Origin of the sequence: Erwinia sp. S38 (genome assembly GCF_016624545.1) — a bacterium.
GTDB lineage: Bacteria > Pseudomonadota > Gammaproteobacteria > Enterobacterales > Enterobacteriaceae > Erwinia > Erwinia coffeiphila.
In genome coordinates this window covers 44,537-65,672 of record NZ_JACVTS010000012.1, presented here as the reverse complement: position 1 = coordinate 65,672, position 21,136 = coordinate 44,537, and the positions used below count along the sequence as shown (strand labels likewise).

Here is a 21,136-nt window from a genome sequence, read left to right as displayed (position 1 = left end):
AGTAGCAATATTGATCGTCACATAGGCAAAATGTTGACGTTGTCATTATTGGGTAAATAAAAAATACGAATTTTCCATTCAAACCTAAACTAATGATTTATCTATAATTTATTCTGATAAAACAAAATGACAACGTAAACATTGGTTATCATATAATCAAAAGCCCAAAACAAAATCTTTGAGCGATATCACATATCATTAACAAGCCGGTTTCAGGGTTAACAACTTCGATCTCAGTCTCATTCACAACGCGTCGGAATGACCGTTTGTGCCCGTCTGGCCCCGTTTACGATCGCAGACATTGATCGGGCGGATAATCGAACGATTTTTGGTCATTGAAATGATAACTATTATCAATTATCATCCCGGCGTCATTTTTTTGCCGGGATGTGTAACTCGTTATGTCAACGCCAGCCGCGTCTGCCGATATGTTCGCCAGCCTCTACCAGACACATCACCGGTGGCTGCGCTCCTGGCTACAGCACAAACTGGGATCGGCCAGCGACGCCGAGGATCTGGCGCAGGATACCTTCCTGCGGGTGCTGCTCGGTAACGGCGTGGCGGAGATCCGCGAACCTAAATCCTTCCTCTGCACGATTGCCAAACGGGTCATGGTGGATTTCTTCCGCCGCAACGCGCTGGAGCGCGCCTGGCTGGATATGCTGGAACAGCTGCCGGAAGACTATGTCCCCTCCCCGGAACAACAGCACGCCCTGCTGGAAACGCTGCAGCAGATCGATGCCATGCTCGACGGCCTTGGCGCCAAGGCTCGCCAGGCGTTTCTGCTGTCGCAGCTGGAAGGGCTTACCTATCCGCAGATTGCCGAACGGCTGGCGGTATCGGTCAGCTCGGTAAAAAAATATATGGCTAAAGCCACCGAGCACTGCCTGCTGTTTCGCCTGATGCAGGATCTGGCGTAATGGCCGAACGGGTCAGCGAACAGCAGCGTCAGGCGTTAAAAATGGCCGCCAGCTGGTATGCCACCTTCTGCGCCGGGGACACCACCGCACAGCAGCACGCCCGCTGGCAGCAGTGGCTGCAGCAGCATGAAGACCACCGCTGGGCGTGGCAGCGCGTAGAATCCCTGCAAAACCAGCTGCAAACCCTACCGGGGCATCTCAGCTATCAAACGCTGAATCAGGCAAACCTTACCCGCCGCCGCGTGCTGAAAAGCCTGCTGGTGCTGCTGGGCGTCGGCAGCGGCTGGCAGCTCTGGCAGTCGCCGCTGGGCCTGAGCCTGCGTGCCGATTACAGTACCGCGACCGGTGAAATGCGCAGCGTCCGGCTGAGCGACGGTTCTCAGATGACGCTCAATACCGCCAGTGCGGTGCAGGTCGAATTTACCGGCAGCCAGCGGACCATTCATCTACAGCGCGGGGAAATTGCGATTACCACCGCCGCCGATGCGCAGCAAAGGCCGTTCCGGGTGGCCACCGCCGACGGCATGCTGCGTGCCCTCGGCACTGAATTCAGCGTGCGGCTGTGGCCGGATGCCACCGAACTGTCGGTGCAGCAGCATGCGGTAGAGGCCACGCTGGCCGACGATGCGCGGCAACTGCGCGTGGTGCAGCAGGGGCAAACGCTGCGCTTCAGCCGCAGCAGCTTCGGCGAAATCTTACCGCTGGTTGCCAACAGCAGCAGCTGGACCCGTGGCCTGCTCAGCGTCAGCAACCGCCCGCTGGGCGAGGTGATTGCAGAAGTGGCGCGCTACCGCCTCGGCATGCTGATCTGCGACGACAGCGCCGCCGAACTGCGGGTCAGCGGCACCTTCCCGCTGCAGGATACCGACCGTCTGCTGGCCGTGCTGGCGCAAACGCTGCCGATAAAAATTCAGACCCTCAGCCGCTACTGGGTGAAGGTCAGCGCGGCATAGCGAAAAAAATAAAAAAAATTTCAAAATGCATTGTCCCTTTTGCCCAGCTCATTCGACTCCTTAGTACACAAGATAAAAAATGCTCACTCTGGAGACGGTCATGTCTGATTCCTGCGCCCGCATCAAGCGCGCTTTTAGCAAAACAACACCTCTGGCTTTCGCTATTCACTGCGCGCTGGCACCGCTGGCGCTGGCCGCTCCTGCGCTGGTCAGTGCAGCAACCGCGCCGGCAACGGCTGACTATCAGATTGCCGCCGCCGATCTCGACCAGGCGCTGAACCAGTTCGCCGCCCGCTCCGGCATTACGCTGTCGGTCAACTCCGCGCTGACCCAGGGCAAAAAGAGCCCGGGCCTGAACGGCAGCTACTCGCTGGAACAGGCGCTGCAAGCGCTGCTGAGCGGCAGCGGCCTGCAGGCGAAATCGCTGGGCAATAACGCCTTTACGCTGGAGCCGGTGCCGGTGGTGGCAGGAACCGCCACGCTGACCGTAGTCGGTGACTGGCTGGGCACCGCGCGCGAGGACGATGTGTTTGAACACGCCGGTGCGCGTGACGTGCTGCGCCGCGAAGACTTTGCCCGCACCGGTGCCACCACCATGCGTGAAGCGCTGAACCGCATTCCGGGCGTCAACGCCCCGGAAAATAACGGCACCGGCAGCCACGATATGGCGATGAACTTCGGCATTCGCGGGCTGAATCCGCGCCTTGCCAGCCGTACCACCGTGCTGATGGACGGCATTCCGGTGCCGTTCGCTCCGTACGGCCAGCCGCAGCTGTCGCTGGCTCCGGTGTCGCTGGGCAATATGGATGCAGTGGATGTGGTGCGCGGCGGCGGTGCCGTGCGCTACGGACCGCAGAGCGTCGGCGGCGTGGTCAACTTTGTGACCCGCGCCATTCCGCAGGACTTCGGTATTGAAGCGGGAATGGAAGGGCTGTTGACGCCCACCTCAACCCAGAACGATCCCAAAGGCAGCGGCAACTTTATGATCGGCGGCACCGCCGATAACGGTCTGGGCGCGGCGCTGCTGTACTCCGGCACGCGCGGCAGGGACTGGCGCGAACACAGCTCAACCAAAATCGACGACGTGATGCTAAAAACCCGCTACGCGCCGAACGAGGTCCATACCTTCACCAGCCTGTTGCAGTATTACGAAGGTCGCGCTCAGATGCCGGGCGGGCTTTCCCGCGCGGACTACAACGCCGATCGCTTCCAGTCGACCCGCCCTTACGACGAATTCTGGGGCCGTCGCCAGCTGGCGAGTCTTGGCTATCAGTATCAGCCGGATACCCAGCACAAATTCAATATCCTGACCTTCTACACCAACACCCTGCGCAGCGGCTATCTTGACCAGGGGAAAAACATCACCCTGTCGCCGCGCGAATACTGGGTGCGCGGCGTGGAACCGCGCTACAGCCAGAGCTTCACGATCGCCAACACCGCGCATGAAGTTGGCGTCGGTTATCGCTACGTCAGCGAATCCACCCATGAGCTGCGCTACACCAGCCCGGCCAGCAGCGGAAAACTGCCTACCGGCAGCAGCCCGTACGATCGCGACACCCAGTCAGGCACCGAGGCGCACGCCTGGTATATTGATGACCGCATCGACATCGGCGACTGGACCATTACGCCGGGCATGCGCTACGAGCATATCCAGTCCTACCAGAACAACTTCATCAAAGGTGAAAAGCAGGAAATCGGCTACAACGCGCCGCTGCCCGCGCTTAACGTGCTCTATCACCTGAACGATGCCTGGAACCTGTATGCCAACACCGAAGGGTCGTTCGGCACCGTGCAGTACAGCCAGATCGGTAAAGCGGTCAGCAGCGGCAGCGTCGAGCCGGAAAAAGCCCGCACCTGGGAGCTGGGCACGCGCTATGACAATCAGGTATTGCAGGCCGAAGCGGGTCTGTTCCTGATTAACTTCAGCAACCAGTACGATTCAAACCAGGTAACCGACAGCGTCACTGCCCGCGGTAAAACCCGCCATACCGGGCTGGAAAGCAAGCTGCGCTATGACCTCGGCGACCTCTCCCCGGCGCTGGAAAATCTGTCGGTGTCCGCCAGCTATGCGTACGTGAATGCGGTGATCCGCGAGCAGGGCGACTACCACGGTAATCAGGTGCCGTTCTCGCCGAAGCACAAAGGCACGCTGGGGCTGGATTACCTGACCGGCAGCTGGACCTTTAACCTCAACAGCGAGTACCAGTCTTCGCAGTTCGCCGATAACGCCAATACCCGCGAGGAAAGCGCCGATGGCAGCACCGGCCGCATCCCCGGCTTTATGCTGTGGGGCGCGCGCGCCAACTACGACTTCGGCCCGCAGTACGCCAACCTCAACCTGGCCGTCGGCGTGAAGAATATCTTCGACCACGAATACTTCACCCGCGCCTACGATGACAACAACAAAGGCATCTACGCCGGGCAGCCGCGCACCGTCTATCTGCAGGGCTCCGTTAAGTTCTGATGTTCCCGATGGCCGGTACAATAACCGGCCGTTGAGGATTACGTGGCGGGTGCCGGTGGCAGCCCGCTTTGTCGTTTTTGGCAGTTGGAGAATCTATGTTCACGCTTATCCCTCGTTTTCTGTCCTGCGCCCTGCTGTTGGTCGCATCGGCCGCATCGGCGGTGACCGTGCAGGACAGTAACGGCACCTTCACCCTCGAACATGCCCCGCAGCGGGTGGTGGTACTGGAACTGTCCTTTGTTGATGCACTGGCGGCGGTGGACGTCAGCCCGGTTGGCGTCGCCGACGATAACGATCCGCAGCGCATTCTGCCCGCCGTACGTCAGCGCCTGGCACCGTGGAAATCGGTCGGCACCCGCGCCCAGCCGAGCCTGGAAGTGATTGCCGCGCTGAAGCCCGACCTGATTATTGCCGACAGCGCCCGCCACGGCGGCATCCTCGGCCAGCTGAAAAGCATTGCCCCCACGCTGATGCTGAAATCGCGTAATGAAACCTGGGAAGAAAATCTGCAATCGGCGGCGATTATCGGCAAAGTGTTGGGTAAAGATGCCGAAATGCAGCAGCGGCTGGCGCTGCATCATCAGCGAATTAAAGATTTTGCCAGTCAGTTGCCCAAAGGGCTGAAGCTGGTGTTCGGCACCTCGCGCGAGCAGCAGTTTAATCTGCACAGCCGCGACAGTTACACCGGCAGCGTACTGGCCGCGCTGGGGATGAACGTGCCAGAGTCCGCAGGGCAAAGCCCGATTGCCAGCATCAACCTGGAACAGCTGCTGGCAATCAACCCCGACTGGCTGCTGGTCGCCCACTACCGTCAGCAGAGCATCGTGCGCGACTGGCAGCAGGACCCGCTGTGGCAAATGTTAACCGCCGCGCAGAAAAATCAGGTGGCTGAAGTGGACAGCAACGGCTGGGCGCGGATGCGCGGGCTGTTTGCCGCCGAGCAGATCGCCCGCGATCTGGTGGCGATCCTGCATCATCAGCCGGTAACCGTGCAGCCATGATGGCAGGCCGACCGCTGCTCGCCTGGGGGCTGCCGCTGATGCTGCTGGCGCTGGCCTTCTGGCTGTCGCTGTTCAGCGGGTCGGCGCTGCCGATCGGCCCGTGGCAGGCGCTGAGCGCGCTACTGCCAGGTAAGGCCACCGCGCTACCGCAGGCGCTGGTGTTTAACCTGCGCCTGCCGCGTAGCCTGGTGGCGATGCTGCTGGGGGCAAGCCTGGCGCTGGCGGGCTGCCTGCTGCAAACCCTGACGCGTAATCCGCTGGCTTCCCCTTCCCTGTTGGGTATTAACGCCGGGGCGGCGCTGGCCATGGTGCTGGCCAGCGCCTTTAATCCCGGCTGGATCGCCGGTTACAGCCTCGCACTTCTGGCGGCAGCGGGCGGCGGTGTCAGTTGGGGAATGGTGATGCTGCTGGGCAAAGGCTGGCGGTCTGCCGGTGACCGCAGCCGACTGATTCTGGCGGGGGTCGCTGTGTCCGCACTCTGCGCCGCGCTGACCCGCGCAACGCTGCTGCTGGCGGAGGATCACACTTACGGCATCCTGCACTGGCTGGCCGGGGGCGTGTCCCACGTGCGCTGGCGCGAGTTCTGGCAGCTGCTGCCGTTCAGCGCACTGCTGATGCCGCTGGCCTGGCTGCTAGCGGCGCGTCTGAACCTGCTGCGGCTGGGCGACGACAGCGCACACACGCTGGGAGTCAATCCCGGGATGCTGCGCACGGCGGTCAACCTGCTGGTGGTGGTGCTGGTCGGCAGCTGCGTCAGCGTTGCAGGACCGGTGGCCTTTCTCGGCCTGCTGGTGCCGCATATGGCCAGGGCATGGATCGGCCACGATCTGCGGCGTCTCCTGCCCGCCTGTATGCTGTTCGGCGCGCTGCTGATGCTGCTGGCCGACGTGATTGCGCGCTGGCTGGCGTTCCCCGCCGAGCTGCCCGCCGGGGCTGTGGTGGCGCTGATCGGCGCGCCGTGCTTTGTCTGGCTGGTTCGGAGGCGGATATGAAACATCAACGGGGACGGCAGCCGCTGGCCGCCATGTTGCTGCTGCTGATTTTCACCCTGCTGGTGCTGCCGCTGTCGCTGCGCTACGGCAGTGAAACCCTCAGCTTTCACGCGCTGTATCAGGCGCTGAACCCGGCGGACGATCGCTACTTTGCCCTGATGGAGTATCGCCTGCCGCGCACCCTGCTGGCGATGCTGGTGGGCGCGGCGCTGGCGGTGTCCGGCGTGCTGGTACAGGGGGCCATTCGCAATCCTCTGGCCTCGCCGGAAATCCTCGGAGTGAATCACGCCGCCGGACTGATGTCGATTGCCGGGCTGATGCTGTTCCCGGCGCTGTCGGCGGCCTGGCTGCCGCTGCTGGCCTTTGCCGGTGCGCTGCTGGCCTTCCTGCTGCTGCGGCTGCTGGCCGGCGGCAGCGCTCCTCTACGGCTGGCGCTGCTCGGCGTGGCGCTGACCGCCTTTTACGCCAGCATCACCGACTATCTGATGCTCTCCCGCCCGCTGGAGATCAACCAGGCGCTGCTGTGGCTGACCGGCAGCCTGTGGGGACGCAGCTGGCCGTTTGTCTGGCTGGCGCTGCCGTGGCTGGTTGTGCTGCTGCCGCTCAGTCTGCTGCTGTGCCGCAGCCTCGATCTGCTGGGGCTGGGCGATGAGCAAGCGGCGACGCTCGGCGTGGAGGTTCCCCGTGCGCGGCGGCGAATTCTGCTGCTGGCACTGGCGCTGGCCGCCGTCAGCGTGGCCGTCTGCGGACCGCTGAGCTTTATCGGACTGGTTGCCCCGCATCTGACGCGGCGGCTGGTGGGCGGCCGCCACCGCTGGCTAATCCCGGCGGCAATGCTGACCGGCGCACTGCTGCTGATGCTGGCCGATCTGCTGGCACGCACGCTGCACCCGCCGCTGGAGCTGCCCGCCGGGGTGCTGACGGCGGTGATTGGCGCGCCTTACTTTTTCTGGCTGTTAATGAGAACCCGCTAATAATGATGCCATTATCCGTCGACGGGCTGAGTGCCGGTTACACCAGCGCGCCCATTCTGCAAAACCTCTCGCTGACGCTGCCCGCCGGGAAGATCACCGCCCTGCTTGGCCCTAACGGCTGCGGTAAATCCACACTGCTGCGCTGCTGTTCGCGGCTGCTGAAACCCAGGCAGGGACGGGTAATGCTGGGGGATGACGATTTGTCCGGACTGAGCGCCCGCCAGCTGGGACAGCGTCTTGCCCTGCTTCCGCAGCAGCACAGCGTGCCGGAAGGGATTAGCGTGCGGGAACTGGTAGGTTACGGCCGCAGCCCGTGGCTTAATCTGTTTGGTCGCCCGGGCCCGGCTGACCGCCAGCGGGTACAGGCGGCCATCGACGAAGTGCAGATCGGCAATCTCGCTGAAAAACAGCTCAGCACACTGTCCGGCGGTCAGCGCCAGCGGGCGTTTCTGGCAATGACGCTGGCACAGGATACGCCGCTGCTGCTGCTGGATGAACCGACCACCTGGCTGGATATCAATCATCAGGTTGAGCTGCTGCTTCTGCTACGCCGCCAGCAGCAGCAGGGAAAAACCGTGGTGACGGTGCTGCACGATCTGAACCAGGCCAGCCGCTATTGTGACCATCTGGTGCTGATGATGTCCGGTCAGGTGGTCGCCAGCGGCACGCCAGAACAGGTGATGACCCCGGAACTTTTGCATCGGGTTTTAAGCATTAATGCAGAAATCCATGCCGATCCGGTGTGTGGACGCCCGATGTGTGTGGTGCTTTAATTGATCAATTCGCCTGGATAACTGGCACTTTCAGGAAACCCATTTTCACCAAAAACCCTTGATACAACAATAACTGACCTATTCATGACGTTATCCAAGGGTTTATCTTTGCCAAAAATGGTCAATGAGGTAATGTTTGCTATCTCAAGATCGGTGGTTTCCTGGGACTACAACGCGTCTATCCTGGAAGGTCAATGAAAAACAAACACAGCACGGTTGCCAGTTTGCGCCGGGAGTTCACGCGTAATGTTATCGCGCCAGTGGTGGCGGTGGTGCTGTTTTCTCTGCTGGGGTGTGGGCTTACCGCCTGGTGGGTTACGGCGCAGAGCAACGATAAGGCGCTGGAAAAACAGCAGCAGGTGATCAAAAACCTGCTGGCTCAACATTTGGAAGAGTTCAGCCAGCAGCACCGCAATCTGCTGCGGGAAACACAGCCGGTTTCACTGTTGCTACAGTCAGATGCGGCCGCCCCGTGGCTGTTTCGGCTGATTGGCGATGACGAAGTTTATCTGGTGGATGCCCACCAGCGCCCGCTGGCTGCCTGGTTTTCAGACGCCCCTGCGCCCGTTGAGCGCTACCATGAGATAGCCCAACAGCTGGCGCCGGGCCTGCGTGCCTCCAATACGCTGACCAGCGATTTTATCCGCCTGCGCGAACGCGTGGCAGAAGTGGCCGTTGCCAGCCTGCCCGGCGACGATCGCGGCTATCAGCTGGTGTTTATCCGCTATCTGCGCAGCAGCTTTGTTGATTTTCTAACCCATCGTGGCGTGGTGAGTAATTTCAGCTTCAGCGCCAGGCAACCGGATCAGCCGAACAGCGCAGGCTTCCTGCTGACCTCACATCAGGGAACGCCGGTCAGCGATGTCTCCTGGGAGCCGATGCGCCCCGGCAGTCAAATGCTGCTGTTTACCGGCCCGCTGATTGCTCTGGCCATCCTCAGTATTGCCCTGATGTGCCTGGTGATGACCCGCCGCCTGTGGCACTCCTCGCTGAATCTGACCCGCTCGATGCAAAAGCTGGCCGCCAGCGAAGCCCGTTCCCGTCACATCGCGCTGCATGACATTTTAACCGGCCTGCCTAATCGCAAATGGATTGAGGAGCAGCTGAATCATCGACTCAGCGTGCTGGAGACCGACCGCGATAGCCTTGCCCTGCTGATGTTGGATCTCGATCATTTCAAGATCGTCAACGACACCTGGGGTCACCACACCGGCGATGAACTGCTGATGGAAGTCAGTAAACGGCTGTCCAGCCTGCTGCCGATTAAAGATTCGATTGGCAGACTGGGCGGCGATGAGTTTGTGATCATGATGGCCAACGTCACGGATCGGCAGCAGGTTGACCAACTGTGCCAGCAGATTATTGCTCACCTGTCGCAGCCGATGCAGCTGAACGGCAATGCGATGTGGATCGGCGTCAGCATCGGCGTGGCACTCGCCCCGCTCGACAGCACCGACCGGCTGGAGCTGATGCGCAAAGCCGATATCTCGCTTTATGCCGCGAAAGCCGAAGGCGGCGGGCAGTATCGCCTGTTTATTCCGGCGATGGATGAAGCCCTGCAAAAACGTCAGAGGCTGGCACAGCAGCTGCGTCTGGCGCTGGAAAATGACAGCGGACTGACCCAGTTGTATCAGCCAATTTTTGATATCAACGGGAAAAAAACGGTCGCCGTTGAAGCGCTGCTGCGCTGGCATCACCCGAAGCTCGGTCCCATCTCTCCGGCTGACTTCGTGCCGCTGGCGGAAGAAACCGGGCTGATTATCCCGCTCGGTGACTGGGTGGTGGAGAAAGCCTGTCAGATGGCCACCACCTGCCCGCAGCTGATTGTGGCGATCAACGTCTCGCCGCTTCAGTTCCTGGCTGAAAACTTTATCAGTACACTCATGACGACCGTGGCGCGTCACGGCATCAATCCCTGCCAGATCGAACTGGAGATCACGGAAGGCGTACTGCTGGAAGATAAAGAGCGCGCCTTGCAGAATATCAATACGCTGCGCGAAGCCGGATTCAGCATCGCGCTGGACGATTTTGGCACCGGCTATTCCAGCCTCAGCTACCTGATCCAGTTCCCGGTTGATACCATCAAAATCGATCAGACCTTTACCCAGTCGCTGGGAGTGCGCGACAACTCGGCAACCATCGTCGAATCGGTGATCACTCTCGGGCACAGCCTGGGGATTACCGTGACGGCGGAAGGGGTGGAAACCGACGCCCAACGCGCGATGCTCGAAGCCGCGGGCTGCGATTTACTACAGGGCTTTTTATTCAGCAGGCCGCTGACGGCGGATAACCTGCACGCCCTGCTGGATCAACAGCGCCCGTAGAGAGCTGAACGTTTCGCTTATCCAGCCCGACTGCACAAATGCACAAATGCACAAATGCACAAATGCGCAAATGCACGAATGGGCGAATGGGCGAATGGGCGAATGGGCGAATGGGCGAATGGGCGAATGTAGCATCAAGCCATAACGTTTGCACAAGCACCAGTCCCGGCACTTGCGCACGCGTTCAGAACGCGGATGGCTTAGCTACGTTGCCAGCGCGCGCCGATATTCCCCCGGCGTCTGCCCTTCATGGCGCTTGAATGCCCGGCCAAAGGTAATGGCGGAATCATAGCCCACCTGCCGGGCGATAGCTTCCAGCGCCAGCTCGGGGTGGCGCAGCAGGCAGCGCGCACGCCAGATGCGCCAGCGGGTCAGATACTCACCCGGGGTTTCGCCGGTCACCTGCTTGAAATGCACGGTAAACGCCGAACGCGACATGCCCGCCTGCTTCGCCATTTCGCTCAGCCGCCACGGAAAGTCTAACTGCTGATGGATTTGCCCGATCAGCGGGCGCAGGCGGCCGTCGGCCAGCGCCGCCATCCATCCCTGCTGCGGCTGCATTTGCTGGTAGTGCGTACGGATGGCCTGCACGAACAGCACGTCCGCCAGCCGACTGACCACAATCTGCGAACCCAGATGCGGAGCATCGGTCTCCAGCGCCAGCAGCTGCAGCGTGGCGGCCAGCAGCGGCGAACGCTCCGCATCCGCCGGGATCACCACGCAGTCTGGCAACAATGACAGCAGCGGTTGAGCGCCACCGGCATCAAAGGTCAGCCAGCCGCACAGTAGTTCGGCTTTCTCCCCTTCCCCGCCAAAAACGGCACTTTTACCCGCGCAGTCGGCAAAAACCTCCTCACAGGGGCGAGTGGGCGTTTGCGGCTCGTCGCTCAGCGACAGTAGCACGCCCGGTCTGGCAATAAATCCCTCCCCGCTGCGCAGCCGCTGCGGTGGCTGGCCGTTAACCGTCAGCCAGCCCTGGCCTTCCAGCATAAAACCAAAGCGAATCGACGTGCTTTTAATAAAGCTGACGCCCCAGGGCGCACGCGGCCGCAGGCGCGAATGGAGTGCGCTGTTCACGCGCATTGCGGCAAAAACATCATCAAGCAGAGCCATCTCATGACCTTTTCTGGACGATAAGTCAGTAAAAATACCTGTTCAGTCATTATCTGTACAGCGGCAGGCGGGTAAGGTAGCGGCATTACATCAGCAGAGGGCACAACCATGTACAGCTATCGTCTTAATCATTTTGGCAGCATCGACCATCTTCATCGCGTTGAAGAACCCCGCCCGCGGCCGGGACGTAAACAGGTGCTGATCCGCGTGACCGCCGTCAGCCTGAACTATCGCGATCTGGCCATTTTGCATGGCAAGAGCACGCTTGCACCGCAGGCGGGGCTGATCCCGCTTTCAGACGGCGTCGGCTACATCGTGGAGTGCGGGGAAGAGGCCACGCGTTTTGCCTGCGGCGAGCGCGTGGCAGGGATCTTTTTCCCACAGTGGCTGGGCGGCAGCCTGACGCGGGGTAACAGCGGCGGCGCATGGGGAAGCCGGGCGGACGGCTGGCTCACCGAGTATAAGGTAATAGATGAATCTTCACTGGTCACCGTCCCGTCGTATCTGAGCGATGAACAGGCCGCGACCCTGCCCTGTGCGGCGGTGACCGCGTGGAACAGTCTGTTGCAGTCGCGCCCCCTGCTGCCGGGTGAAACGGTGCTGACTCAGGGCACCGGCGGCGTAGCGCTGTTTGCCGTACAGTTTGCCCGACAGATGGGTCTGAAGATTATCTCACTCACGTCCAGCGATAAAAAAGCGGCACTGCTACACCAACTCGGCGCGACGCATACCATTAACTACCGTGAGCATCCCGACTGGCATCAGCAGGTCAGATCGCTGACCAACGGCGAAGGGGTACAGCGGGTGGTGGAGATTGGCGGACCGGGAACGCTGAACAATTCGCTGAAGTCGACCGCATCCGGTGGCGAGATCGCGCTGCTGGGCTTCGTTGCCAATGGGGAGCAATCCGTTGATTTTATGACGCTGTTCACCAGCGGTGCCACCGTTCGCCCCTTCAGCGTGGGCAGCCGGGAAGATTTTGAACGTATGAACCTGGCGCTGGAACAGAGCCTGCTACAGCCGGTTATTGACCGGGTATATGCTTTTTCGGAAACGTTAGAAGCGTGGCGTTATTTCGATAGTCAGCAGCACTGTGGCAAAGTGGTGATTACGATGTCTGGCGGGTTGCGGTAACGAACGGGGAAGCCTGAGAAAAACTCAAGGGACCCGAAACTCGCGGTCCTTTGAAAAGATACAGCTATCTTTGAAAAGATTTCCTGAACTTATTTGTTTTTAAATTATCAGTTATCTTTCTTTATTATCACTCCATTCGCGTCAATCGTGGCGAGAAATGGGTGTGTACCATCGAGAAATGGCCCTGGTGAGGCGCAAAGAAATCTTGTCAAACTACCCGGCAAATTGATAATAGTGTGATCTGCATAGCGGCATTGCCCGGTCATCACTACAGTAGATGTTTTTTTACCTCGGGGGAACGGGAGAAAAACACTCTTGTTTGCTGAAAACCAAAATGATAATTACCCATTGTTAATGCGCAACTTATCTTATTAATTTTACTTCATATAATGATATCGGACTAACAATGAAAATTACTATTACTGACAAACCCGCCGCCGCAGATGAAGAGTATGTCATCGACAGTCTGTGGACCCACAACGCTAAAACCACCCCGGTAGACATCCATCCCCTGTTTCTGACTCTGCGCGATGAGCAGAACCAGATAATGGCCGGTCTTGTTGCCCGCACGTGGTGGGGAGGGCTGGAGGTGCAGTATCTGTGGGTCAGCGATGACTGTCGCGGCAAAGGTGTCGGGCGCGATTTAATGCAAAATGCAGAGCAGGAAGCCAAAAAACGCGGTTGCCATATGGCCTATGTCGACACGTTTGATTTTCAGGCGCGAGGCTTTTACGAAAAGTTAGGCTATTCCGTCTACGGAGAACTGGGTGATTACGCCCATCAACATACCCGGCACTATCTGGCGAAAAAGCTCTGATAGTGAGGTTACAGGGGGAAGATATGAACGTTTCAGATGCAAAGCAGCAGTTAAATCTGAACGCAATGATTGCCATGATGGAACACTTAACTGAACCCTGGGGCATCAAGGATGCAGAGTCACGCCATATCTATATGAATGATATGGCGTATCGCTATACCAACACGCCAAAGGAATTTGCCGTTGAGGGAAAGTTCGACAGTGAGTTTCCCGCTTCCTGGGCGGAGTGTGAAGAGGAACTGATCGAGCACGATCGCCGCACCGAAGCCTGTCACGGCCGGGTTGCGGTGATTGAAACTCATTTCTGGTTTGGTCAGGACAGTCTGACACCCTACGTCAGCGAAAAAATTCCTTTGTACGGCGACGGTGGCATATTTATTGGCGTGGCCTGGAATGCCCGGCTGCTCGACACCCTGTCGCCGCTGAAATATATCACCCAGCAAAAACCAGGGGTGCTGACCACCGAAGTCAGTACCGATCTGTTTACCCGTTCGGAGCTGGATACGCTGTTTTTACTGCTACAGCGTCTATCCACCAAGGAGATCGCCCGCATCTATAACCTCAGCCATCGCACGGTAGAAAACCGGATTTACAGCCTCTACCAGAAGGCCGGGGTGCACACGCTCAATCAGTTTGAAGAGTATTGCCGTCACGCAGGGTTAGACAATTTTATTCCGGACCGCCTGATCGAAAAGGGCATCCAGTTTATTTAATTTTCAAGGAAACAGATCGTGATAAAAATAGAAGACTACCCGCTAAGCCGCGTTCCCGAGAACAAGCGCGTCTCGTTCCTGAGTGTTGCCGTGGTGCATATGGGCATGCTCACCGCGCTGGATCAGTTTATGCTCGGCTCGGTGCTGGGTGATTCGATGGATCTGGCCAGCGCGTTTCTGGCGATTTTAGCCGGTAGCGTTATTTTTGGTATCGTGACCTGGGGCCTGGGCTATGCCGGGATGCGTGAAGGGATCTCCGGTAGCCTGCTGGCACGCTGGTGCGGCTTTGGCCGTATCGGCTCCGTGCTGATTGGCCTGGTGGTAGCCGTCAGCCTGCTTGGCTGGTTTGGCATTCAGAATGCCATCTTCGCTAAATCGCTGAACTTTGCGCTCGGCGACAGGCTAGGCTTCCCGCTGGCCGCCAGCCTTTCCGGTCTGCTGCTGACCGTGCTGGTGACCTATGGCTTTAAGGCACTGCGCGTGACCGCACGCATTGCCGTACCGCTGTTTATCTGTCTGGTTGCTTTTATTTCATTCCATACGCTGTCCGGCCACACCCTGCAGGAGATTATCGATCTGCCGCCGACCGGTTCCCCGCTGACCATCAGCGCGGCAATTACGATGGTGGTGGGCGGTGCAATTGTTGCCAGTCTGATGACCCCGGACCTGACCCGCTATTCGAAATCGTCTAAGCACGTGGCGGGCATTACCCTGCTGACGATTATTGCCGGTGAGTTTATCGTCAACGGTCTGGCCATTCTGATCGCCCGTACGCTGCAAACCGCCGACGTCGTGACGATTATGTCGCAGGCCGCGGGCGGTGTGGGGCTGCTGGTGGTGATCCTCTCTACCCTGCGCGTTAACGATCTGAACCTCTATTCCTCATCGCTGGGGGTGATTAACGCCGTGGAAGGGATCAGCGGTAAAAAGCTGAAGTATCGCAGCACGACGCTGGTGATCGGCCTGCTCGGCACCCTGCTGTCGGTGCTGGGCATCCTCGATCGCTTCGTCGATTTCCTGACCGTGCTGGGCGTAGTTTTCCCTCCAATCCTCGGCATTATGCTGGTGGATTATCTGCTGCTGCGCAGCCACCGTGGTCTGCTTGACCGCAGCCGTCTGCTGGGTGAACTGCCGAAAGACAGCGAAACGCCGGTGATTGGCTGGGTCGCGATTATTGCCACCCTGGTGGGAAGCGCAGTGGGCCTGTTAACCGAATGGGGTGTACCAACGATTAACTCACTGCTGATTTCATGCGTGATTTATTACGTGGTTAAACTGGCGCAGCAGCGCAGCCGTCCTGCGGCGGCATCAGCCTGAGACCAGTAAGGCGGACATTGTCCGCCTTCTTTCTCTTTTAATAACATTCACTTCACCGCGCGACTCGCCATCACACTCTTCATCAGAACTAAACCGCAGCCGATCGCCATCCCGACCAGTGCAAACAGCAAAACCATCAGTGTACGCCTGGGGGCATCGCGGGTCAGTGGTTCAGAGGGGGCACTCATATATTTGAAGGGCACATCGTCCCCAGGCTCGATCTTGAGCGCGTCCAGTTTTTCGATATACACCCGGCGATTTTGCAGCTCGTCATTCAGCGATCCCACCGGCAGGGATTTCTCAATGTCCAGCTTGCGCGCCAGGCCATCAGCGCTGCAACAATAATAAAAGCCAGAATGGGAAACTTTTCCGAAGAATAATAGTAAGAACATCGATCAAGTCCAGCTCGGTGTTTTGATCGATAAAGTGAGGCATGTCAGAGGGCACATGAGAATGCGTCGCCGTACGAGGGGCGTATTACTATCCATTGAAAACTCCTGCAGCACAATATGAAGATAAAATCACAAATTATCCGCATCGCAATCCGTTGCGGCCGCCGGATTTTAAACTAAAACATCCGCTTTTTTAGCACTTTATGAATATAAGTACATTTTTATCTAAAAAAATTCTGACAGCTCTTATTAAAGGTTAATAATTCTCTGGAAATATTAGTGCGACCATTCCGGGAATACTGGAATTCACCGGAATATTCTTACGCTTTTTTTGCGCCTGATTTACCAATTGCCCGATACAGCTCCTGAATACGCTTCATCGACTTAATTGTGCGCTGCGGAGCCGTGGAGGCCACCGACAGAATAATCATCTCCAGGCATACCAGCACCGTGCCGTGCAGCGGCACCTTGCCATTCTCCCCACCGCGCGGCACGTTGATCACCACCTGAACCTCTTTACTGAAGCGGGAATCAATGGAGTGAGTCAGCAAGATCGTTGGAATACCCAGCCGCTTTGCCTCACGCAGCGTCGTCAGTCCTTCACGGTGCGCCGACTTTTGCGCCATCATAATCAGTACATCGCCGCGCTGCAGGTTGATCAGCTGCTCGGCCAGCATCACCCCGGTGCGGTTCAGGGGAACGCCGGGAATGCCGTTGCGGCTGAACAGGCGCGCGGCGTATTCAGCCAGGATGCTGGAGGCACCAATGCCAAAAATCCCGACCTGCCGCGCCTCCGCCAGCAGCGCTACGGCGCGAGACATGGCCGCACGGTTGTGCGGTTCCGACAGCACTTCGCAGGCGTGCTGATGCCCTTCAAGAACGAAGTCGATGCTGGAGTTCACGTCGCAGGAGAGCGCATTCACCGTCGAGCTCATTTTTTCTGCCGAGGTGATCCCCGGGCCGAACCAGCTTTCCATGGTCTGCTTGAGATCGCGCAGTCCGGCAAATCCCAGCGCCTGAATCGCCCTGACTACCGTTGCGTCGGAAGTTTGCGTCGCGGCGGCGATCTCCATCGCCGTATATTCCAGCACCACCTCGCGGTTATCGTTGATGTAGCTGGCCACCGCCAGCAGGCGCGGCGACAGCCCCGGCCCCCGGGCACGGAAGCGCTCGCCGTAGATATCCACGCGCGTTTTCGTTTTTTTCGTCAGCAATCTGTTCATCCCTGAGTTTCTCCGTTAATTAGCCGCTCCAGTCGCAGACGCTGCGCCAGCAGCATCGGCTGATTCAGCGGCAGATAGCCCTCCGGCGATGCGCTTTGTGCAGCCACCACCTGCTGCCCGGCATCGGACAACGCCAGCTGCAGAAATTCCGCCAGACGCGGCTCAGGGATGCTGCCGGGCGGCAGATCGAACCACAGCATAACGGCACTGCCCAGCGGATAGTTCCCTGCCTGCACCGCCCCGGCGGTTGGCAAATGATAATCCCCTTCATGATGGCCCAGCGGCAGTACGCGCACTGCGTCACCCAACGCGGCTGCGTTAAACCAGCCAACGGCCCCCAGCGAGAAAGGATCGGCGGCCACCGCTTCCAGCACCGCGCGGCGATCCGGCAGCGGCTCGTAGTGGCGCGGGAATTGCCGGTTACCGAGATGAGCGCGGCGGAAAGCGCTGGCATACTTGCCGTCGTCGCGCAGGCCGTAAAGGTGAATGCGCCGGTGCTGCCAGGCCCCGCCCAGCCCTAACTGGGACCAGCAGGTGATATCCCCCTGCGGCGAACCGGAGGAGAACACCGCCGCCAGCTGCGCCGTGCTCAGACCGGCCAGCGGGTTATCGCGGTGCAGCCAGATAGCGGGTGGGGTTTTCGCACCCGCGCGTGGGCCGTGGCCGCACCAGCCAATCTGAATGCCCGTCGGCTGATAACCCTTAACGTTGCGAAACGCCGCCAGCTCCTGCGCCCAGGGCGCGCGCGACATCGGGGCCAGCAGGCAGGCATCCGCCGCCAGCGCCATGATGGCGGTGGACGAACCGGCCAGGCTGAGCTGAAACTGCTGCTCTGGCCGCCGTGCGGAGAGCATCGCGCACCACGGTTCGATCAGCGACGCCATGCCGTCATTGCCGGTAAGACAAAATAACTCAGACATCAGGCTCCCTCCGCCAGATCCAGCTGTAACAGCTCCGCCCGGGCATCCGCCGCACTGAGCGGCAGATAGCCATCGGGCTGGGAGGCAATAATCTGCTGCCCCTGCCGCGACAGCGTAAAGCGCAGAAACGCCCGCTGTAGCGCATCCAGCCCGCCACCGTAGCGGATTGCCGGATAAAACCACAGGTAGCGCCCCAGCGCATAGTCGCCCGCCGTCATCTCATCCACGGTGCCGTTCAGCCACGGCCCCGCGTCATTAATAGCCAGCGGCAGCGCGCGCAGCAGGGCCGTTTCCCGCCCGATGGCCGCCACGCATATCGCCGACGGCTCCTGCTCCAGCCGTTCCAGCAGGCGATCGGTCCCTACCAGATATTCACAGTCGGCGCTGAGCGCCCGCCCGCCAAAGTGGTGTTTCTGCATATAGCTGCCGAAACCGCTGTACTGCTGGGTGGTCAGCGGCACAATCCGCCGATCCGCCCAGTCACCGCCCAGCCCCAGCTGCCCCCAGCGGCTGTAATCGCCACCGACATTGCCTGCGGTAAAGATCCGGGACAGCTGGCTGAGGCTTATCCGCGCCAGCGGATTGGTATGATGCACATAGATCGCCAGCGAGGTTGCCAGATGCTGACGGGTATCCAGCGCGGCACCCGCCACCCGAATGCCCAGCGGCTCTGCACCGCGCTGCTTGCGCCAGGGGACGCTTTCCATCGGGGTGATCTCACGCCCCATCACGCTGAGCATCGCCTTATCGTTAATGGCGAAGGCCATCGCGGTCGGCGTGCCCTTCAGCTCAATGGCAAAGCGAGCCTGCGGGTGATAATGTGCAAACGCGGCGGTCAGCTTTTCAAGAACATAGCGCGCGTGGCCGGACCCGCTCAGGCGCACGGCACCGTCAGCGGCCAGCCAGCCGACGTTGACTTCCGCCGTCAGCGGCTGCGGCAGATAGTCGGTCAGTTCAGCATCCAGCGGGCGCGGAACCCACCCGGTGCGTTCGGTTGATAAATTCACAAATGCTCCTCAGAAGATGCCGGATTATTGCGGCGCTGCCGCCGCTTCCAATACATCAGCAGCCCGGTGACAAAAAACAGCGGCATGCACAGGCTGGAAATCGTTATCGCTATGCGGCCCGGAATGCCAAACAGCGCCCCGGTATGGATCGGGTCCATATCGGTCAAAATGCGTTCCCCGGTGGGCAGGCTGCGGTACAGCATCTGCCGGGTGACGTTCAGGGTACGGGGATTGATGCTCAGCTCATCCAGCGCGCGGTCGTGCGGGGCATCCAGCGGCAGGACGCGCACGCGGATCGCCTTCCCCGGCGCGGGAAGAAACAGCAGCGCCGACTGGTACTGACTGCCGTAGTACTGAACCACCAGCTGCCAGATCCGATCCCAGTCCGGCTCTGCGGGCTTCACCGCCATTTTCTTCACAGCTAAGGGCTTCTTCACCACTTCTGCCGGTGTGCTGCCGAGCAGCCAGGTGACGCTCTGGCGATACCACTGCGATGACCACCACAGGCCGGAGAGCGCACTGACCAGATAGAGCACGGTCAGCCAGGTGCCCGCCACCTGGTGCAGCATGCGGTACAGCGCGCGGCCGCTGAGGCGAAACTCCGGACGCAGCCACTCCCGCGCAGTGCGGCTGCCCGCTGTCCAGCGCAGCCACAGCCCGGAGAGGGCAAAGAAGATCAGGCTGACGGCGCTGGCACCGGTAATCGTTCGTCCGATGGCGTTATCCCCCTCAGGGGAGAGAAAGCGATGCAGATTACGCACCGTGGCAAAAAAGGCCGCGCCGGTCGCTTCCCCGAGGATCTGCCCGCTGTACGGATTCACCAGCACCCGCTGATTGCGCTGCCCTTTCCCCTGCTGGAAAGCGGCGGTCCAGGCACGATCGTCCTGCTGCTCAATCTGTAACGACATCAGCCGCTCGCCGGGGCGCTGCTGGCGCAGCGCAGCAATCATCGCCGCCGCCGACATCGGCTCACCGCCCTGCGGCGGGCTGACGGTCATCTGCGGGCTGAGGGCCTGCATAATTTCATCTTCAAAACTCATCGTCACGCCGCTCAACGCCATAAACGACAGGCTGGCGCCGAGGGTCATCCCCAGCAGCCAGTGCAGTTTCAGCAGGATCAGGCGCCATCGCGTCATCGATTATTTCGCCACTGGCATCGGGCGCCCGGCGATATGCGACTGTACCTGCGCCACCATCAGGCTCAGCGCCGCAAAAGAGTTGGAGATGGTCTCTTCACGCGGCAGCAGGATGTAATGGCCGCTGCGGCAGGCGTTCAGGAACTCGCACCAGCCGGGCATAATCGCGTTCATCGCGTCCAGCTCTTCCTGCGGTTTCCCACCGGTGTCGGAACGCCAGGTATCGAAAATATAATCGGCGTCCAGCTCCGGCAGCCGCTCGGCGCTGACCTCAATACGGTCGCCGTCCGGAATGCTGTCAATCAGCGGCGGGAAGCGGAATCCGGCATCGCGCAGCACGCGGCCCAGCGCACGATAGGTGTGATGAACGGTGATCTTGCCCTTATTCGCCTGGATCACCGAGACGGTGATGTGCTGAGTATCCACCATCAGCTTCAGCTGTTTGATCTGCTCCTGGTAGCGGCGCTCGAGGATCGCCAGCTGCTTCTGACTGCCGGTCAGCTGCGCCAGCTTGCTGTAAATACGCGGCGCGCCGCCTACCAGGTGGTCGATGCTGACCGTCGGAGCAATTTTCTCCAGCTGCTCAATGGCGGTGTTGCGGCTGGGTTCGGTGATAATCAGGTCGGGTTTCGCGGCGGCGATGGCTTCAATATCCATATCGGCGGTGCCGATAAACTGGATCGATGAATTGTCGAAGTCCACCCCGGTCAGCAGCCCGCTGGAACGCAGGAAATGTGAGCCGTCCGCGCGGGTTCGGCCATGGCTGGCGACCGGCGGCACGCCCAGCTCAATTAGCGGAATAGTGATATCCAGATCGTGTAGCGAAACAATACGCTGCGGATGCAGCGGCACGGTCACCGTGCGGGCCAGATCGTCGGTAAACTGCTGCGTTGGTTCCGCAGCGCTGGCGCTCAGGCAGGTCAGAAATAACAGGGAAAGTAGCAGGCGCATAGCCATCCTCAA

General features: G+C 59.8%; 19 protein-coding genes. 12 read left to right on the top strand and 7 right to left on the bottom strand.

Annotated elements, in window-relative coordinates; translation table 11 throughout:
- Nucleotides 1-401: 401 nt before the first annotated feature.
- The 8 genes from fecI (at nt 402) to IBT46_RS14545 (ending at nt 10,401) form a co-directional block, all read left to right on the top strand.
- Nucleotides 402-920, top strand: coding sequence for a ferric citrate uptake sigma factor FecI (gene fecI, locus IBT46_RS14580; protein ID WP_200546270.1), 519 nt, complete (start codon nt 402-404; stop codon nt 918-920).
- Complete coding sequence (gene fecR, locus IBT46_RS14575; RefSeq protein ID WP_200546269.1) at nt 920-1,873, top strand: ferric citrate uptake sigma factor regulator FecR; 954 nt, start codon at nt 920-922, stop codon at nt 1,871-1,873. Before fecI ends, fecR begins: the two co-directional genes overlap by 1 nt.
- Before the next feature lie 100 nt (nt 1,874-1,973).
- Nucleotides 1,974-4,337 carry a TonB-dependent Fe(3+) dicitrate receptor FecA gene (fecA, locus tag IBT46_RS14570; RefSeq protein ID WP_200546268.1) on the top strand — a complete coding sequence of 788 codons (2,364 nt, stop codon included), beginning with the start codon at nt 1,974-1,976 and terminating at the stop codon, nt 4,335-4,337.
- Between the two features lie 95 nt (nt 4,338-4,432).
- The gene (locus IBT46_RS14565) at nt 4,433-5,338 is read left to right on the top strand and encodes a Fe(3+) dicitrate ABC transporter substrate-binding protein FecB (RefSeq protein ID WP_200546267.1); all 906 of its coding nucleotides are present in this window, start codon (nt 4,433-4,435) and stop codon (nt 5,336-5,338) included.
- On the top strand, nt 5,338-6,330 hold the full coding sequence (gene fecC, locus IBT46_RS14560) for an iron-dicitrate ABC transporter permease FecC (protein ID WP_370569467.1): 993 nt from the start codon (nt 5,338-5,340) through the stop codon (nt 6,328-6,330). The genes IBT46_RS14565 and fecC overlap by 1 nt, the downstream gene beginning before the upstream one ends.
- Nucleotides 6,327-7,304, top strand: coding sequence for a Fe(3+) dicitrate ABC transporter permease subunit FecD (gene fecD, locus IBT46_RS14555; protein WP_172606578.1), 978 nt, complete (start codon nt 6,327-6,329; stop codon nt 7,302-7,304). The genes fecC and fecD overlap by 4 nt, the downstream gene beginning before the upstream one ends.
- 5 nt (nt 7,305-7,309) lie before the next feature.
- Nucleotides 7,310-8,077 carry a Fe(3+) dicitrate ABC transporter ATP-binding protein FecE gene (fecE, locus tag IBT46_RS14550; protein ID WP_200546347.1) on the top strand — a complete coding sequence of 256 codons (768 nt, stop codon included), beginning with the start codon at nt 7,310-7,312 and terminating at the stop codon, nt 8,075-8,077.
- 194 nt (nt 8,078-8,271) lie between these two features.
- Nucleotides 8,272-10,401 (top strand): bifunctional diguanylate cyclase/phosphodiesterase, encoded by a 2,130-nt coding sequence (locus tag IBT46_RS14545; RefSeq protein WP_200546265.1) that lies wholly within the window; start codon nt 8,272-8,274, stop codon nt 10,399-10,401.
- A 204-nt stretch (nt 10,402-10,605) separates the two neighbouring features.
- Here IBT46_RS14545 and IBT46_RS14540 read toward each other — a convergent pair whose 3' ends face one another.
- Complete coding sequence (locus IBT46_RS14540) at nt 10,606-11,514, bottom strand: AraC family transcriptional regulator (protein WP_200546264.1); 909 nt, start codon at nt 11,512-11,514, stop codon at nt 10,606-10,608.
- 108 nt (nt 11,515-11,622) lie between these two features.
- Here IBT46_RS14540 and IBT46_RS14535 point away from each other — a divergent pair, with 108 nt between their 5' ends.
- The 4 genes from IBT46_RS14535 to IBT46_RS14520 all read left to right on the top strand — a co-directional run bounded on the left by IBT46_RS14535 (nt 11,623) and on the right by IBT46_RS14520 (nt 15,495).
- Nucleotides 11,623-12,648 (top strand): NAD(P)-dependent alcohol dehydrogenase, encoded by a 1,026-nt coding sequence (locus tag IBT46_RS14535; RefSeq protein WP_200546263.1) that lies wholly within the window; start codon nt 11,623-11,625, stop codon nt 12,646-12,648.
- 406 nt (nt 12,649-13,054) lie between these two features.
- Nucleotides 13,055-13,465: an N-acetyltransferase gene (locus IBT46_RS14530; protein WP_105592456.1), complete on the top strand. Its 411-nt coding sequence runs from the start codon at nt 13,055-13,057 to the stop codon at nt 13,463-13,465.
- 23 nt (nt 13,466-13,488) lie between these two features.
- On the top strand, nt 13,489-14,178 hold the full coding sequence (locus tag IBT46_RS14525; protein WP_200546262.1) for a PAS and helix-turn-helix domain-containing protein: 690 nt from the start codon (nt 13,489-13,491) through the stop codon (nt 14,176-14,178).
- A gap of 18 nt (nt 14,179-14,196) precedes the next feature.
- Nucleotides 14,197-15,495 carry a cytosine permease gene (locus tag IBT46_RS14520; protein WP_200546261.1) on the top strand — a complete coding sequence of 433 codons (1,299 nt, stop codon included), beginning with the start codon at nt 14,197-14,199 and terminating at the stop codon, nt 15,493-15,495.
- Nucleotides 15,496-15,542: 47 nt separating this feature from the next.
- On the opposite strand, the gene IBT46_RS14515 is transcribed toward IBT46_RS14520, so the two are convergent.
- From IBT46_RS14515 to IBT46_RS14490, 6 genes are all read right to left on the bottom strand, one after another.
- Nucleotides 15,543-15,887 carry a hypothetical protein gene (locus IBT46_RS14515; protein ID WP_200546260.1) on the bottom strand — a complete coding sequence of 115 codons (345 nt, stop codon included), beginning with the start codon at nt 15,885-15,887 and terminating at the stop codon, nt 15,543-15,545.
- Nucleotides 15,888-16,207: 320 nt separating this feature from the next.
- Nucleotides 16,208-17,110: a MurR/RpiR family transcriptional regulator gene (locus IBT46_RS14510; RefSeq protein WP_200546259.1), complete on the bottom strand. Its 903-nt coding sequence runs from the start codon at nt 17,108-17,110 to the stop codon at nt 16,208-16,210.
- Nucleotides 17,107-18,030: a PstS family phosphate ABC transporter substrate-binding protein gene (locus IBT46_RS14505; RefSeq protein WP_200546258.1), complete on the bottom strand. Its 924-nt coding sequence runs from the start codon at nt 18,028-18,030 to the stop codon at nt 17,107-17,109. Before IBT46_RS14505 ends, IBT46_RS14510 begins: the two co-directional genes overlap by 4 nt.
- Entirely contained in the window at nt 18,030-19,037 is a 1,008-nt protein-coding gene (locus IBT46_RS14500) for a substrate-binding domain-containing protein (RefSeq protein WP_200546257.1), read from the bottom strand. Before IBT46_RS14500 ends, IBT46_RS14505 begins: the two co-directional genes overlap by 1 nt.
- On the bottom strand, nt 19,034-20,173 hold the full coding sequence (locus IBT46_RS14495) for a PepSY domain-containing protein (RefSeq protein ID WP_200546256.1): 1,140 nt from the start codon (nt 20,171-20,173) through the stop codon (nt 19,034-19,036). The genes IBT46_RS14500 and IBT46_RS14495 overlap by 4 nt, the downstream gene beginning before the upstream one ends.
- Before the next feature lie 3 nt (nt 20,174-20,176).
- Nucleotides 20,177-21,124: an iron-siderophore ABC transporter substrate-binding protein gene (locus IBT46_RS14490; RefSeq protein ID WP_200546255.1), complete on the bottom strand. Its 948-nt coding sequence runs from the start codon at nt 21,122-21,124 to the stop codon at nt 20,177-20,179.
- Nucleotides 21,125-21,136: the final 12 nt, after the last annotated feature.

Coding starts and splice junctions, on each gene's coding strand:
- fecI (WP_200546270.1), top strand. CDS start 402: ATGTCAACGCCAGCCGCGTCTGCCGATATGTTCGCCAGCCTCTACCAG.
- fecR (WP_200546269.1), top strand. CDS start 920: ATGGCCGAACGGGTCAGCGAACAGCAGCGTCAGGCGTTAAAAATGGCC.
- fecA (WP_200546268.1), top strand. CDS start 1,974: ATGTCTGATTCCTGCGCCCGCATCAAGCGCGCTTTTAGCAAAACAACA.
- IBT46_RS14565 (WP_200546267.1), top strand. CDS start 4,433: ATGTTCACGCTTATCCCTCGTTTTCTGTCCTGCGCCCTGCTGTTGGTC.
- fecC (WP_370569467.1), top strand. CDS start 5,338: ATGGCAGGCCGACCGCTGCTCGCCTGGGGGCTGCCGCTGATGCTGCTG.
- fecD (WP_172606578.1), top strand. CDS start 6,327: ATGAAACATCAACGGGGACGGCAGCCGCTGGCCGCCATGTTGCTGCTG.
- fecE (WP_200546347.1), top strand. CDS start 7,310: ATGCCATTATCCGTCGACGGGCTGAGTGCCGGTTACACCAGCGCGCCC.
- IBT46_RS14545 (WP_200546265.1), top strand. CDS start 8,272: ATGAAAAACAAACACAGCACGGTTGCCAGTTTGCGCCGGGAGTTCACG.
- IBT46_RS14540 (WP_200546264.1), bottom strand. CDS start 11,514: ATGGCTCTGCTTGATGATGTTTTTGCCGCAATGCGCGTGAACAGCGCA.
- IBT46_RS14535 (WP_200546263.1), top strand. CDS start 11,623: ATGTACAGCTATCGTCTTAATCATTTTGGCAGCATCGACCATCTTCAT.
- IBT46_RS14530 (WP_105592456.1), top strand. CDS start 13,055: ATGAAAATTACTATTACTGACAAACCCGCCGCCGCAGATGAAGAGTAT.
- IBT46_RS14525 (WP_200546262.1), top strand. CDS start 13,489: ATGAACGTTTCAGATGCAAAGCAGCAGTTAAATCTGAACGCAATGATT.
- IBT46_RS14515 (WP_200546260.1), bottom strand. CDS start 15,887: ATGTTCTTACTATTATTCTTCGGAAAAGTTTCCCATTCTGGCTTTTAT.
- IBT46_RS14510 (WP_200546259.1), bottom strand. CDS start 17,110: ATGAACAGATTGCTGACGAAAAAAACGAAAACGCGCGTGGATATCTAC.
- IBT46_RS14505 (WP_200546258.1), bottom strand. CDS start 18,030: ATGTCTGAGTTATTTTGTCTTACCGGCAATGACGGCATGGCGTCGCTG.
- IBT46_RS14495 (WP_200546256.1), bottom strand. CDS start 20,173: ATGACGCGATGGCGCCTGATCCTGCTGAAACTGCACTGGCTGCTGGGG.
- IBT46_RS14490 (WP_200546255.1), bottom strand. CDS start 21,124: ATGCGCCTGCTACTTTCCCTGTTATTTCTGACCTGCCTGAGCGCCAGC.